12 protein-coding genes and 1 pseudogene are annotated in these 14,090 nt (G+C 58.3%); 11 read left to right on the top strand and 2 right to left on the bottom strand.

The genetic code is table 11. From position 1 onward, the window contains the following. Window positions 1–29: 29 nt before the first annotated feature. The 4 genes from xdhA to guaD all read left to right on the top strand — a co-directional run bounded on the left by xdhA (window position 30) and on the right by guaD (window position 6,268). Window positions 30–1,469, top strand: coding sequence for a xanthine dehydrogenase small subunit (xdhA, locus tag AUK77_RS07815; RefSeq protein ID WP_296127910.1), 1,440 nt, complete (start codon window positions 30–32; stop codon window positions 1,467–1,469). Then, complete coding sequence (xdhB, locus tag AUK77_RS07810; RefSeq protein ID WP_296127908.1) at window positions 1,462–3,858, top strand: xanthine dehydrogenase molybdopterin binding subunit; 2,397 nt, start codon at window positions 1,462–1,464, stop codon at window positions 3,856–3,858. Before xdhA ends, xdhB begins: the two co-directional genes overlap by 8 nt. A 207-nt stretch (window positions 3,859–4,065) precedes the next feature. Next, window positions 4,066–4,902 (top strand): xanthine dehydrogenase accessory protein XdhC, encoded by an 837-nt coding sequence (gene xdhC, locus AUK77_RS07805; RefSeq protein ID WP_296127905.1) that lies wholly within the window; start codon window positions 4,066–4,068, stop codon window positions 4,900–4,902. Window positions 4,903–4,963: 61 nt separating this feature from the next. Beyond that, a complete protein-coding gene (gene guaD / locus AUK77_RS07800; RefSeq protein ID WP_296127902.1) occupies window positions 4,964–6,268 on the top strand; it encodes a guanine deaminase in 1,305 nt (434 codons plus the stop codon). Between the two features lie 72 nt (window positions 6,269–6,340). Here guaD and AUK77_RS07795 read toward each other — a convergent pair whose 3' ends face one another. Then, on the bottom strand, window positions 6,341–7,099 hold the full coding sequence (locus AUK77_RS07795; protein WP_296127896.1) for a GntR family transcriptional regulator: 759 nt from the start codon (window positions 7,097–7,099) through the stop codon (window positions 6,341–6,343). Between the two features lie 625 nt (window positions 7,100–7,724). Here AUK77_RS07795 and AUK77_RS07790 point away from each other — a divergent pair. Beyond that, window positions 7,725–7,916: pseudogene (locus AUK77_RS07790) on the top strand (NCS2 family permease); the annotation flags it as partial. Between the two features lie 67 nt (window positions 7,917–7,983). Then, the gene (locus AUK77_RS07785; RefSeq protein WP_296127893.1) at window positions 7,984–8,610 is read left to right on the top strand and encodes a LysE family translocator; all 627 of its coding nucleotides are present in this window, start codon (window positions 7,984–7,986) and stop codon (window positions 8,608–8,610) included. Window positions 8,611–8,807: 197 nt separating this feature from the next. Here the strand turns inward: AUK77_RS07785 and uraH are convergent, their stop codons facing one another. Further along, complete coding sequence (gene uraH, locus AUK77_RS07780) at window positions 8,808–9,161, bottom strand: hydroxyisourate hydrolase (protein ID WP_296127890.1); 354 nt, start codon at window positions 9,159–9,161, stop codon at window positions 8,808–8,810. Between the two features lie 411 nt (window positions 9,162–9,572). Here uraH and puuE point away from each other — a divergent pair, with 411 nt between their 5' ends. From puuE to AUK77_RS07755, 5 genes are read left to right on the top strand one after another with little or no spacing between them, the layout of a single operon-like run. Next, window positions 9,573–10,514 (top strand): allantoinase PuuE, encoded by a 942-nt coding sequence (gene puuE, locus AUK77_RS07775; RefSeq protein WP_296127886.1) that lies wholly within the window; start codon window positions 9,573–9,575, stop codon window positions 10,512–10,514. Further along, entirely contained in the window at window positions 10,511–11,026 is a 516-nt protein-coding gene (gene uraD, locus AUK77_RS07770; protein ID WP_296127883.1) for a 2-oxo-4-hydroxy-4-carboxy-5-ureidoimidazoline decarboxylase, read from the top strand. Before puuE ends, uraD begins: the two co-directional genes overlap by 4 nt. A gap of 51 nt (window positions 11,027–11,077) precedes the next feature. Then, window positions 11,078–12,073: an allantoicase gene (gene alc, locus AUK77_RS07765; RefSeq protein ID WP_296127881.1), complete on the top strand. Its 996-nt coding sequence runs from the start codon at window positions 11,078–11,080 to the stop codon at window positions 12,071–12,073. A 59-nt stretch (window positions 12,074–12,132) separates the two neighbouring features. Beyond that, window positions 12,133–12,636 carry an ureidoglycolate lyase gene (locus AUK77_RS07760; protein WP_296127878.1) on the top strand — a complete coding sequence of 168 codons (504 nt, stop codon included), beginning with the start codon at window positions 12,133–12,135 and terminating at the stop codon, window positions 12,634–12,636. A gap of 47 nt (window positions 12,637–12,683) precedes the next feature. Continuing rightward, window positions 12,684–13,991, top strand: a complete 1,308-nt coding sequence (locus AUK77_RS07755; protein ID WP_296127876.1) for a urate hydroxylase PuuD — start codon at window positions 12,684–12,686, stop codon at window positions 13,989–13,991. Window positions 13,992–14,090 lie beyond the last annotated feature (99 nt).

Genomic DNA, 14,090 nt, shown 5'->3' with positions numbered 1-14,090 from the left:
AAAAACAATCGCCACCCCGGAGGTCGTCCTTGATCCAGTTTTTACTAAACCGGGAACTGCGTACTGAGCATGCCCTCGACCCAAACATCACCGTGCTCAATTACCTGCGCGAGCATCTCGGTAAATCTGGAACCAAGGAAGGCTGCGCCTCTGGCGACTGTGGGGCCTGTACCGTTGTAGTCGGTGAGCTGATTGGGGAGCGCGTGCGCTACCGTACCCTCAATTCCTGCCTGACTTTCGTTGCTTCGTTACACGGCAAACAGCTGATCACGGTTGAAGACCTCAAGCACCAGGGCCAACTGCACAGCGTTCAGCAGGCCATGGTCGACTGCCACGGCTCGCAATGCGGCTTCTGCACCCCTGGCTTTGTCATGTCGCTTTTCGCTTTGCAGAAAAACTCCGAGGGTTTCGACAAGGCCGACACCCTAGAAGCGCTGGCCGGCAACCTCTGCCGCTGCACCGGTTACCGCCCGATTATCGACGCAGCCGAGCAGGCCTGTTGCCAAAAGCAACCAGACCAGTTCGATACCTTTGAGCCGCAAACCGTCGCGCAACTTAAAGCCATCGCCCCGCAAGACACCGCCGAACTCAATAGTGGCGACAAACGCTGCCTGTTGCCGTTAACGGTCGCTGATCTGGCCGATCTCTACGTGGCCAATCCCGAAGCACGCCTGCTGGCTGGCGGCACCGACCTGGCCCTGGAAGTCACCCAGTTCCACCGCGAGCTGCCGGTGATGATCTACGTTGGCCATATCGAAGCGATGAAGCGCGTTGAGGTGACTGAACACAGCATCGAAATCGGCGCAGCCACCCCGCTGTCCGACTGCTATGCCGCACTGGCCAAGGAGTACGAAGATTTTGGCGAGTTGCTGCACCGTTTTGCCTCGCTGCAAATTCGCAATCAGGGCACCCTGGGCGGCAATATCGGCAACGCCTCGCCGATTGGCGACGCCCCGCCGCTGCTGATCGCCCTCGGTGCGCAAATCGTGCTGCGCAAAGGCAACAGCAGCCGCACCCTGCCGATCGAAGACTACTTCCTCGACTACAAGGTGACTGCGCGCCAAGAAGCCGAATTTATCGAGAAAATCATCGTGCCGCGCCATCAGGCCAGCCAGTTGTTCCGCGCCTACAAGGTGTCCAAGCGTCTGGACGATGACATTTCCGCCGTGTGCGCCGCCTTCAATCTAGTCGTCGAAGATGGCGTGGTGCAAAGCGCGCGCATCGCCTTTGGTGGCATGGCGGCCATCCCCAAACGCGCCGCAGCCTGTGAAGCCGTGCTCAAAGGCGCCGTGCTCAACCAAGCGCAGATCGAACTTGCCTGCGCCGCCCTGGCCGAGGACTTCACTCCGCTTAGCGACTTCCGTGCCAGCAAGGAATATCGCCTGCTTGTCGCACAGAATCTGCTGCGTAAATGCTTCATCGAGCTGCAATCTGCCGACGTTGAAACCCGGGTGAGCGCCTATGTCTAGTCATCATAAAGCCAGCAAAACCCAAGCCGAACTGGCCGAGTTATTCCGTGCGGGCATCACCACTGGCGTCGGCAAGAGCGTCAAACATGAAAGCGCGGATAAGCACGTCTCCGGCGAGGCGATCTACGTCGATGACCGCTTGGAATTCCCCAATCAGCTGCACGTTTATGCCCGCATGAGCGACCGCGCCCACGCGCGCATCGTCAGCATCGATACCAGTCCCTGCTACCAGTTCCCAGGCGTGGAGATCGCCATCACCAAGGATGACGTGCCCGGCCAACTGGATATCGGCCCGGTAGTCGCCGGTGACCCGCTGCTGGCAGACGGCAAGGTCGAGTACGTGGGCCAAGTGGTCATCGCCGTTGGTGCCGACAGCCTGGAAACCGCACGCAAAGCGGCCATGGCCGCGATCATCGAATACGAAGACCTTGAGCCGGTGCTAGATGTGGTCGATGCGCTGCGCAAGAAGCACTTCGTGCTCGACAGCCATCAGCACAAGATCGGTGACTCCGCCGCCGAACTGGCCACTGCACCGCGCCGTCTGCAAGGCAGCCTGCATATCGGCGGCCAGGAGCACTTCTATCTGGAAACCCAGATTTCATCGGTAATGCCGACTGAAGACGGTGGCATGCTCGTTTACACCTCGACGCAGAACGCCACTGAGGTGCAGAAGCTGGTGGCCGAAGTGCTGGGCGTACCGATGCACAAAATCGTTATCGATATGCGCCGTATGGGCGGTGGTTTCGGCGGCAAGGAAACCCAGGCCGCAGGCCCGGCATGCCTATGCGCGGTCATCGCCCACCTCACCGGCCGGCCGACCAAAATGCGCCTGCCGCGCGTTGAAGACATGCAGATCACCGGCAAGCGCCATCCGTTCTACGTTGAATACGACGTCGGCTTCGACGACGACGGCCTGCTGCACGGTATCGAAATCGAACTGGCCGGCAACTGCGGCTACTCGCCCGATCTGTCCGGTTCCATTGTTGACCGCGCGATGTTCCACGCCGACAACGCCTACTTCCTAGGCAACGCCACCATCAATGGTCACCGTTGCAAGACCAACATCGCCTCGAACACCGCCTACCGTGGCTTCGGCGGCCCGCAAGGCATGGTCGCCATCGAAGAGATCATGGATGCGATCGCCCGTAGCCTAGGCAAAGATCCGCTGGAAGTTCGCAAGCTCAACTACTACGGCAAAACCGAGCGCAACGTCACCCACTACCACCAGACTGTGGAGCACAACGTTATTCACGAGATGACCGCCGAGCTGGAAGCCAGCAGTGACTACGCCAAGCGCCGCCGTGAAATCATTGAATTCAACAAGAAAAGCCCGGTATTGAAGAAAGGCCTGGCGCTGACCCCGGTGAAATTCGGCATCAGTTTTACCGCTTCCTTCCTCAATCAGGCTGGCGCGTTGATCCATATCTACACCGACGGTTCGATCCACCTGAACCACGGTGGCGCTGAAATGGGCCAAGGTTTGAACACCAAGGTCGCGCAGATTGTTGCAGAAGTGCTGCAGGTGGATATCTCACGCATCCAAATCACCGCCACCAACACCGACAAGGTGCCGAACACCTCACCCACAGCGGCCTCCAGCGGCACCGACTTAAATGGCATGGCCGCCAAAAACGCGGCGGAAACCCTCAAGCAGCGTCTGGTCGATTTCCTAGTGCGCGAATACAAGGTCACTGACGAAGATGTCGAATTCCGCAACGGCCAGGTGCGCGTACGCGACCTATTCCTGAGCTTCGAGGACGTGATACAGAAGGCCTACTTCGGCCAGGTGTCGCTCTCTTCCACCGGTTTTTACCGAACGCCAAAGATCTTCTATAACCGCGACAAAGCCGCCGGTCGTCCCTTCTACTACTTCGCCTACGGCGCAGCGTGCTCGGAAGTGATCGTCGACACCCTGACCGGTGAGTACAAGATGCTACGCACCGACATCCTGCATGACGTCGGTGCCTCCCTGAACCCGGCGCTGGACATCGGCCAGGTCGAAGGTGCATTCGTTCAGGGCATGGGTTGGCTGACCATGGAAGAGCTGGTGTGGAACGGTAAGGGCAAGCTAATGACCAACGGCCCGGCCAGTTACAAGATCCCCGCAATCGCCGATATGCCGCTGGACCTGCGCGTTAAACTGGTGGAAAACCGCAAGAATCCGGAAGACACCGTGTTCCACTCCAAGGCGGTCGGTGAGCCGCCATTTATGCTCGGCATCGCCGTGTGGTGCGCGATCAAGGACGCCGTGGCCAGCCTGGCTGATTACCGCGTACAACCAAACATAGATGCTCCGGCAACGCCTGAGCGCGTGCTCTGGGGTGTGGAACAGATGAAGAAACTCCAACAACCGACCAAGGCCGCGACTGTGGGGGCCGAACCGGCCTGAAACGTAGCCCGGATGCAATCCGGGGAAGCCCTCTCCCGGATTACATCCGGGCTACGACCTGAGCCGAAGGTGCTTAACCATGACTAAACACACCGAAACGAAAGCGCCAACACCGCGACCGATTCCGCTAGCGATACTGAAACCGTCGCCGAACAACTGCGGCTTGCCGCACCCCGCACAACTTCCACCTAACTGGAGGCCGGACAAATGAGCTGGATCAGCGCCCTAGCCGACTTGCAGCAACGCGCAGAACCCTGCGTGCTGGTGACGATCATCGAAGAGCGCGGCTCAACCCCGCGCAATGCTGGCTCGAAAATGGTGGTCACCGCTGACTGCATCTTCGAGACCATCGGTGGCGGCCATCTGGAATTCAAGGCGATGGAGCTGGCGCGCGAGATGTTGCAAAGCCGCAGCCAGGACACCCGCCTGGAGCGTTTCAGCCTGGGTGCCAGCCTCGGCCAGTGCTGTGGCGGTGCCACCGTGCTGCTGTTTGAACCGATGGGCCAACCGCAGGCGCAGATCGCCGTATTCGGTGCCGGCCACGTTGGCCGCGCCCTAGTGCCGCTGCTTGCTAGCCTACCGTGTAAGGTGCGCTGGATTGACTCGCGGGAAAACGAGTTCCCCGAGCAGATCCCCTCCGGAGTCGACAAAGTGGTCGAAGACGAGGTGGTCGATGAGGTCGAGCGCATGCCCGCCGGCAGCTACTTTATCGTCATGACTCACAACCATCAGCTCGACCTGGAGCTGACAGCAGCAATCCTCAAGCGCAACGATTTCGCATACTACGGGCTGATCGGCTCGCAGACCAAACGCGCCAAGTTCGAACACCGCCTGCGTGATCGCGGCTTCGGCCCGGCTGTGGTCGCGCGCATGCGTTGCCCGATGGGCTTGGCCGAGGTGAAAGGCAAATTACCGGTGGAGATCGCTGTGTCCATCGCCGCTGAAGTCATCGCCACCTACAACGCCGCCTTTGGCCAAGACCGAAAAAAGGGCCAGGCCAGCGTTGCCAAGCTGCTGCCCGCCTCGCGCCGAACCCAGGCCTGACTATCTGCCCAGACGCACGCGCGCCTGAGCGACCGAATCCGTAGATTGAGATAAGCGTTACATGACTAGCCCAGTGAAAGCCTACCGCGCCGCAATCATGCACAGCATTGCCGACCCTGCCGTGGTCGGCGTGGAGCACTCCTATGAGTACTTTGAAGACGGTGTGCTGGTCATCGAAAATGGCCAGGTGGCCAAAGTTGGCCACGCCGCCGAGCTGTTGCCCAGCCTCAAGGGCGTGGAGATTACCGAGTACCGCGACGCGCTGATCACCCCCGGCTTTATCGACACCCACATCCACTACCCACAAACCGGGATGATCGCCTCTTATGGCGAACAGCTGCTGGATTGGCTGAACACCTACACCTTCCCCACCGAGCAGCAGTTCGCCGACAAGGCCCATGCGAGTGACGTGGCCGGTATCTTCCTTAAAGAATTGCTGCGCAACGGCACCACTACCGCCCTAGTGTTCGGCACGGTGCACAAGCAATCGGTGGACGCTTTCTTCGAAGCTGCCGAGCGGCTTAACCTGCGCATGATCGCCGGCAAGGTGCTCATGGACCGCAACGCCCCGGAATACCTGACCGACACGGCCGAATCCGGCTATGCCGACAGCAAGGAACTGATCGACCGCTGGCACGGCAAAGGCCGCCTGCATTACGCGGTCACTCCGCGCTTTGCCCCGACCAGCAGCCCGGAACAACTGACCCTGGCTGGCAAACTGCTGGGCGAATACCCAGACCTGTATATGCACACTCATCTGTCCGAGAACCGCAAGGAAATCGAATGGGTTAAAGCGCTCTTCCCCGAGCGCAAGGGTTACCTGGATGTGTACGACCACTACAAGCTAATTGGTCCACGCGCGGTGTTCGCCCACGGTGTGCACCTGTGTGACGAAGAGTGCCAACGCTTGGCCGAAACCGGCTCGGCCGTGGCCTTCTGCCCGACCTCCAACCTGTTTCTTGGCAGCGGATTGTTTGATTTGCAGAAACTGGAACAGCACGGCGTGCGCGTCGGCCTAGGCACAGACGTGGGCGCCGGCACCAGCTTTAGTCAACTGCAGTCGCTGAACGAGGCCTACAAGGTCATGCAATTGCAGGGCAAAAAGCTAGATCCCTTCAAGTCGCTGTACCTCGCCACCCTCGGTGGAGCAAACGCGCTGTATCTGGACGACAAGCTCGGTAACTTCGAAAGCGGTAAAGACGCCGATTTCGTGGTGCTCGACTACAACGCCACACCGCTGATCAGCTACCGCATGCAGCAGGCCAAAACCCTGGAAGAAAAACTCTTTGCCCTGATCATGCTGGGTGATGACCGCGCAATTAAGGAAACTTTTGCTGCTGGCCAGTCGGTGCATCGCCGCGATTGAGGTGGGTAAAACCCCAACCAACAAAAATCCCGCTCATTGAGCGGGATTTTTCGTTCAGGCCGATTGCCCCAATTAGCGGCTCGCGGCTTTCTTCTTGCTGCCCGGTAGCAGGTGCGAGAACACCGCGTGCAGGTCATCGGAGGCCGTTTCGCCATCCAGGTTGAGCTTGGCTTCAACGCTGTCCATATGGCGCATCATCAGGTCCACAGCGACGTCCATATTGCCTGCTTCGATGGCGTCGATCACCTGGTCATGCTCAGCATCCGAGCAATGCTTGCGGCTGTTGCTTTCGTAGAGGGCGATGATCAGCGAGGTCTGCGAAATCAGGCTGCGCAGAAAGCCCAGCAGGGTCAGGTTGCCGGCGGCTTCGGCGAGTTTCAGGTGGAACTCACCGGACAAGCGAATACCCATGCCACGATCACCACGAGCGAAAAAGTCGCGCTCATCGATCACCATCTGGCGCAGCGCAGCAATGTGTTCCGGCTTGGCGTTCTTACAGGCCAATTCGGTAATCGCCCGCTCGATCATCCGACGCACGTAAAAGATCTGCCGTGCTTCTTCCGCCCCTGGACTGGCGACCACTGCACCACGGTTAGGCCTCAGCAGCACGACGCCTTCATGCGCCAAACGCGATAAGGCGCGACGAATAATGGTGCGGCTGACGCCGAAAATTTCACCGAGCGCCTCTTCACTGAGCTTGGTGCCAGGTGCCAGACGCTGCTCGAGAATGGCGTCGAAGATATGGGCGTAAACCACATCGTCCTGAGTCCCGCTGCGGGTGATCTTGCCTTCGCGCGTCTGCTTCTTAAGGGGCTGCAATTGTTCGTTCATTGTGGCTCGCGTGATCAAGGTTCGGCGGTTGCTGATGCAACTCTACTGCGTGCTACCCACCCTCAGGCAAGCAACAAGTCAGTCAAAAGTTACAAATAAAAGTATTTTCATTGTACACAATGTGATCAGTGCGTAAACCGCCAGCGAAGTATGACCATCGTGCCAAGGGGCATTTGCATACGATTCAAGCTTGCACATAAAGGATGAGCAACGCGCAGTCGGCAGATTAGTTTTTGATACCGGGGTTTTCTTGTTCGTGAATTTACCGAACAGCCGCCCGCTTAGGTCACGCCAGTAAAGCCAAGACGCTGCGGTTATTGGCAAAGCCCCACAACTCACCGCAGTTCTACTCGGGCCGGCTAACTGGATGCGCCGTACACGTCAGGCGCAGGACCGTGTCGCATTGGCAGAAAATCCGAGAGCACACAAACACAAACTGTAAACAGCAATAGAATTTAATGTATACAATAAATACCTCGGCGCTATTTCTTGACCTAAAGATCAGCTAGGCGACCAGTAAGACAAAAAACCAGTCCACGAATCGAGCAGTGCGCAGGGCAGGCTCTGGCTTGCAAGAACCAAAGGATGAAAAGCCCCTCTCTGGAAAGCGCTAAGCAAGAACAACCCAGCCATAGTCACTAAGGCCATGATGCCGCTGACCTTCTCTGTTACCAGAGTCATTACCCTGGGTTTGCTGACCTGCGCAACGCTGACACTGCTGACCGGTCAGCGCGACAAGCTATCGCTTAGCGAGTGCGTTATGTGCGTTATGTGCGTTATGTGCGTCATTTTTATTGCCAAGTTCGCCTACCTATAAGGCGGGCTGGCGAGTCATTAAGTCCTGATACAAACATCGATGCGTTGACACATTTGGAGAGTCACTCATGAGTCTGGAAACCTGGCTGTTGTTCGCAAGCGCTTCACTGGTGGTGATTCTAATCCCCGGCCCATTATCACTGTTGATGGTCAGCAACAGCCTGAACTATGGCCTGCGCCGCTCGGCACCGGCTTTTATTGGCGGTGTGTCAGCCTCGATCTGCCTGCTGAGCGCTTCGGCGCTTGGCCTTGGTGCATTGTTAATGGCCTCGGAACAACTGTTCAGCTTGCTGAAGATTGTGGGCGCGTTCTATCTGTTCTACCTCGCCTGGCAAAGCTGGCAGGAATCGCGAAAAGCTGCCAAACCAGTGACCGCCGAAGAGCAGCCAGTCAACCCGAGCTTTCGCGCCATGTTCTGGAAGGCCTTCGGCCTGGGTGCTAGCAACCCCAAAGACATTCTGTTTTTTGCCGCCTTTCTGCCGCAGTTCATCAGTGCCGAGCGCTCGATGCTCAGCCAGTTGCTGGTGATGATCGCCACCTGGGCTGTACTGGATCTGGCCTGCAAGCTGTTCTACGGCCTCAGCGCCCAGGGCGCAGCGAGCTACTTGCGGTCGGGCAAGGGCCAAGTTTGGTTTAACCGTATCAGCGCGGGATTGTTTGGCGGCGCTGGGGCTGCCTCACTGCTTAGCCGCTGAAAGCGACAACCTGCCAAGGTTTATCCACGTCACGACCTCTAGGAGCGGGCCATGCCCGCGACCCGATAGCACGGGCATGAACTAGGAGTCCCCGCCGCTCCTACCTAGCGCCTGGGCAAATCGCAGGCAAAAAAAAGCCCGCAGCATGCAGGGGCTAGGGACTCTTAAACTTAGTCAGAGGGGGACAAGGAAACGGTTCAGCTGCCGCGGTAGGTCGAGTAGCTGTAAGGGGAAATCAGCAACGGCACGTGGTAATGCTCCTGCTCGGCATCGATGCCGAAGCGCAGCACTACAACATCGAGAAAGGCCTGCTCAGGCAAATCGACGCCGCGGGCGCGGTAGTAATCGCCGGCATGGAAGTGCAACTGATAAACGCCACTGCGGTATTCATCACCTTGCAGAACCGGCGCATCACAACGCCCGTCGTGGTTGGTGACAACACAATTGAGCAGCTCAAGCTGAGCCCCATCAACGCGATACAACTCAATCTTCAGTTCGCTGCCTGGGCAACCGTGGGCGGCATCCAGTACGTGCGTGGTCAATCGTCCCATCGCTTATGGGCACCTGCGCAGTTAACCCCAACGCAGACGCCGCACCTCCTCTACTTTTATTGAATTCAGCAGATTTATCAGGCTGAGCAGCCTCGACTGAGCTGAAGCATAGCATGCTGAAATTAAAAAATAAGACACTTTAATATAAATATGTACACAATAAATCGATCATAACGACTGCCCAGCGCACCGTAAAAGAGCAGCAAATCGGCCATAATTGCTTGCAAGCACTGCTTTTGCACAGCAACAGCTGACGCACTGGACAGATTCAGCATTAAGGCAAAATTTCGCGAAATAAGTTAATTTTACATTTACAAGAAGCAACTCACTTTGTATACAATTACCCATCACAGTTGCGCAGCACATTCATGCCCGCCCCGACAGCCACAAACAACAAGAAGGAAGACAACAGTGAGCGCTGACTACCCACGCGACCTGATCGGTTACGCCAACAACCCACCTCATCCGCACTGGCCGAATGATGCGCGCATCGCCCTGTCGTTTGTTCTCAATTACGAGGAAGGCGGCGAGCGCAACATCCTGCACGGCGACAAGGAGTCCGAGGCGTTCCTCTCCGAGATGGTTTCCGCACAGCCGCTGCAAGGCCAGCGCAATCTGTGCATGGAGTCGCTTTACGAGTATGGCAGCCGTGCCGGCGTCTGGCGTTTGCTCAACCTATTCCAGAAACACAACATCCCGCTGACTATATTTGCCGTGGCCATGGCCGCCCAGCGTCACCCAGATGCCATCAAAGCGATGGCCGCCGCAGGCCACGAGATCTGCAGCCACGGTTACCGCTGGATCGACTACCAGAACATGAGCGAAGCCGAAGAGCGCGAGCATATGCTCGAAGCCATCCGCATCCTGACCGCACTGACCGGCGAACGCCCGGTGGGCTGGTACACCGGCCGCCTCGGCCCGAACACCCGCCGTCTTGTCCGTGAAGAAGGTGGCTTTCTGTATGACAGCGACACCTACGACGACGACCTGCCCTACTGGGACCCGGCCAGCACCGTGGACAAACCACACCTGGTGATCCCTTACACACTCGACACCAACGACATGCGTTTCACCCAGGTGCAGGGCTTCAACAAGGGCGATGACTTCTTCGAATACCTGAAAGACGCCTTCGATGTGCTGTATGCCGAAGGCGTGGCCGGCGCACCGAAAATGCTCTCAATCGGCATGCATTGCCGCCTGCTCGGCCGTCCGGCGCGGCTGGCGTCACTGGCGCGCTTCCTTGAATACGTGCAGAGCCACGAAAAAGTCTGGTGCGCCCGCCGCGTCGACATCGCCAAACACTGGCACGCGACCCATCCGCTGCAAGAGCCATCCAAGGAGCGCTCTAAATGAGCCGTTTTCAAACCCTGACCCCGTCCCGTCTAAGCCGTGAAGACTTCGTCAAAGTCTTCGCTGATATCTACGAGCACTCGCCCTGGGTCGCCGAAAAGGCTTTTGACCTGGGCCAGGACGAGAGCATCAATAACATCGACGGCCTGCATCAGCGCATGGCCGACCTGTTGCTCAGTGCCAGCCACGCTGCACAACTGGCGCTGATCAATGCTCACCCGGACCTGGCCGGCAAGGCAGCCATACGCGGTGAGTTGACCGCATCAAGCACGTCGGAGCAGGCTGGTGCGGGCATTCATGAATGCACCGCAGAAGAGTTCGCCCGCTTTACCGAACTGAACAATGCCTACAAAGCCAAGTTCGGCTTCCCCTTCATCATGGCGGTGAAAGGCAGTAATCGGCATCAGATCCTGGCGGCCTTCGAGGAGCGGATTCATAACTCCCCGGAGCAGGAATTCGCCCGCGCACTGGCCGAGATCAACAAGATCGCGCTGTTCCGCTTGCAGCAGCTGTAAGGCGCAAGCACTCCGCTCTCCCCCAACGCCATCATTTAAGGCAGACATTTCATGAAAGCTTACGCCGTACCCTTTGAGAAATACGTCAACCTCGCCGACGCACGCTTGGGCACCAAAGCCATCTCAGTCACCGACGACTGGTTCGCCGACGTTAACCGCCTGTTCCAGCCGACCCCAGCGGTATGGAAGGAAGGCGTTTTCGATGACAACGGCAAGTGGATGGATGGCTGGGAGTCGCGTCGTAAGCGTTTCGAAGGTTACGACAGCGCAGTAATCCGCCTGGGTGTACCGGGCTCGATCAAGGGTGTGGATATCGACACCAGCTTCTTCACCGGTAACTTCCCACCATCGGCGTCCCTGGAAGGCTGCTTTGTTGCTGAAGGCGACCCCACCGATGCCACCGAGTGGACTGAAGTGCTGGGCGCAGTCGAACTGCAAGGCAACAGCCACCACTATCATGAAATCGCCAATGTTCAGGCCTTCACCCACCTGCGCTTCAACATCTATCCGGACGGCGGCGTCGCTCGTCTGCGCGTCTACGGCGTGCCGTTCCGCGACTGGTCTAACGTCGCTGACGACGAAGAAGTTGACTTGGCTTCCGCACTGAATGGCGGTCGCGCCCTGGCCTGCTCGGACGAACACTTCGGCCGCATGAGCAACATCCTCAACCCGGGCCGTGGCATCAACATGGGCGATGGTTGGGAAACCGCACGCCGCCGTACACCAGGTAACGACTGGGTGATTGTCGCCCTCGGCCATCCGGGTGAAATCGAGCGCATCGTCGTCGACACCCTGCACTTCAAAGGCAACTACCCGGACAGCTGCTCGATCCAAGGGGCATTCGTTAAAGGCGGCACCGACAGCCAGATCGAAACCCAGAGCCTGTTCTGGCGCGAGCTGCTGCCAAGCCAGAAGCTGCAGATGCACGCCGAGCACGAGTTCAGCGTGCAGATCAAGGCGCTGGGCCCGATCACCCACGTACGGGTGAACGTGTTCCCAGACGGTGGTATCAGTCGCCTGCGCCTGTTCGGCAAAGTCGCCAAGTAAGCCAATAAACCCCTCTCCCATTGGGAGAGGGGCATAAACGAACGAACAGAAGACCAGCCATGCGCACATTGATCATCGAGCCGCTGAGCAAAGAAGCCTTCGCCCCCTTTGGTGACGTTATCGAAACCGAAGGCAGCGAATTCTTCATGATCAACAACGGCTCCACGCGCCGTTATCACAAACTGGCCACGGTCGAGACCGCACAGCCAGAGGATAAGGCGATCATCAGCATCTTCAGTGCCGAGGCCCTGGATATGCCGCTGACCGTTCGCATGCTGGAGCGTCATCCGCAGGGCAGTCAGGCGTTTATCCCACTGCTCGGCAACCCCTTTCTGATTGTGGTCGCGCCACTTGGCGATGCACCTGAATCAGAGTTGGTCCGCGCCTTCCGCAGCAACGGCAGGCAGGGCATTAATTACCATCGCGGCGTATGGCACCACCCGGTGCTGACGATCGAAAAGCGGGATGACTTCCTGGTGGTTGATCGCAGTGGTTCTGGCAACAACTGCGATGAGCATTTCTTTACCGACGACGAGCTGCTGCTCCTCGCCCCCCACCAATAAGAGAAGCCCAGCATCGGCGTGCCGACACTGGGAAAGAGGTACTGATTGTGGAAGCGCATTTGACTGAATGGCTGAACCTGGGCATCCGCTGGATCCATATGATCACCGGCATCGCCTGGATCGGCGCATCCTTCTATTTCGTCTGGCTGGAAAACAACCTCAACCGCAGCAATCCCCGCGAAGGCCTGTCTGGTGACCTCTGGGCGATTCACGGTGGCGGTATCTACCACCTGGAAAAATACAAACTGGCTCCGCCGAAAATGCCGGAGAACCTGCACTGGTTCAAATGGGAGGCCTACGCCACCTGGCTGTCGGGCGTGGCCCTGATGCTGGTGGTCTACTACCTCAACCCGAGCCTGTACCTGATCAAGCCCGGCGTCGAACTGGCACCAGCCATGGGCATCGCCATTGGCTTCGGCTCGATGCTTGCGGGCTATGTGGCCTATCACTTCCTCTGCGATTCCCCCCTAGGCAAGCGCCCGGCCCTGCTGGGCGCCGTGCTGTTTGTCCTGCTGATCGCCGCCGCGTATGGCTTCAACCAAATTTTCAGCGGCCGCGCCGCTTATATTCATGTCGGCGCGATTATCGGCACCATCATGGTTGGTAACGTGTTCTTCACCATCATGCCGGCGCAGCGTGCATTGGTTAAAGCCATCGAAGATGGCACCACGCCGGACCCGACCCTGCCAGCCAAAGGCCTGTTGCGTTCGCGTCACAACAACTACTTCACCCTGCCGGTGCTGTTCATCATGATCAGCAACCACTTCCCGAGCACCTACGGCAGCCAATACAACTGGCTGATCCTGGCGGGCATCGCGATGCTGGCAGTACTGGTGCGCCATTACTTCAACACCCGCCATGACAGCAGCAAATACGTCTGGACCTTGCCTGCTGCTGCGCTGGGCATGATCTGCCTGGCGTTCGTCACAGGCCCGAGCATGAAGGCCGCCAGCACCGAAGCGCCCAAAGCAGCCGTCATTACCTACGCAAAGATTCCGGCCACTGCCGTGAGCGGTCATCCGGATGTTGCCAAGGCCGCTGAACCCGCCAGCACACCCGCTGAACCTGCAGCCACCGCACCAGCGCTAGCAGTTGTCGAGTTTGCCAAGGTAAACAGCGTGATTCAGGAACGCTGTAGCGTCTGTCATGCGGCCACGCCAAGCAGCCCATTGTTCAGCGCGCCACCGGCCGGCTTTATCCTCGACACGCCGGAGCAGATCAAAGCACAGGCTGCGAAGATCCACGCGCAGAGCGTTGCTTCGCACATCATGCCGCTGGGCAACATCACCCAGATGACCCAGGAAGAACGTGATCTGATCGGTACGTGGATCGACCAGGGCGCACAGCTCAACTGATCCACGAGTCGGTGCCTCGTCGCGATTAGCGCTTTGTAGCAGGCACTTGCAGCATTTGTGGCCGTTAATCGCCCACAAAAAAGGCCGGTCATATGACCG

The organism is Pseudomonas sp. Ga0074129, assembly GCA_001465025.1.
Classification (GTDB): Bacteria; Pseudomonadota; Gammaproteobacteria; order Pseudomonadales; family Pseudomonadaceae; genus Aquipseudomonas.
The sequence above is the reverse complement of the archived record's forward strand: the minus strand, read 5'-3'. Positions and strand labels throughout refer to the sequence as shown.

Excerpts from the sequence above, each read along its gene's own strand:
- AUK77_RS07795 (WP_296127896.1), bottom strand. The coding sequence starts at position 7,099 with ATGAACGAACAATTGCAGCCCCTTAAGAAGCAGACGCGCGAAGGCAAG.
- AUK77_RS07785 (WP_296127893.1), top strand. The coding sequence starts at position 7,984 with ATGAGTCTGGAAACCTGGCTGTTGTTCGCAAGCGCTTCACTGGTGGTG.
- AUK77_RS07760 (WP_296127878.1), top strand. The coding sequence starts at position 12,133 with ATGCGCACATTGATCATCGAGCCGCTGAGCAAAGAAGCCTTCGCCCCC.
- guaD (WP_296127902.1), top strand. The coding sequence starts at position 4,964 with ATGACTAGCCCAGTGAAAGCCTACCGCGCCGCAATCATGCACAGCATT.
- xdhC (WP_296127905.1), top strand. The coding sequence starts at position 4,066 with ATGAGCTGGATCAGCGCCCTAGCCGACTTGCAGCAACGCGCAGAACCC.
- uraD (WP_296127883.1), top strand. The coding sequence starts at position 10,511 with ATGAGCCGTTTTCAAACCCTGACCCCGTCCCGTCTAAGCCGTGAAGAC.
- alc (WP_296127881.1), top strand. The coding sequence starts at position 11,078 with ATGAAAGCTTACGCCGTACCCTTTGAGAAATACGTCAACCTCGCCGAC.
- xdhB (WP_296127908.1), top strand. The coding sequence starts at position 1,462 with ATGTCTAGTCATCATAAAGCCAGCAAAACCCAAGCCGAACTGGCCGAG.
- uraH (WP_296127890.1), bottom strand. The coding sequence starts at position 9,161 with ATGGGACGATTGACCACGCACGTACTGGATGCCGCCCACGGTTGCCCA.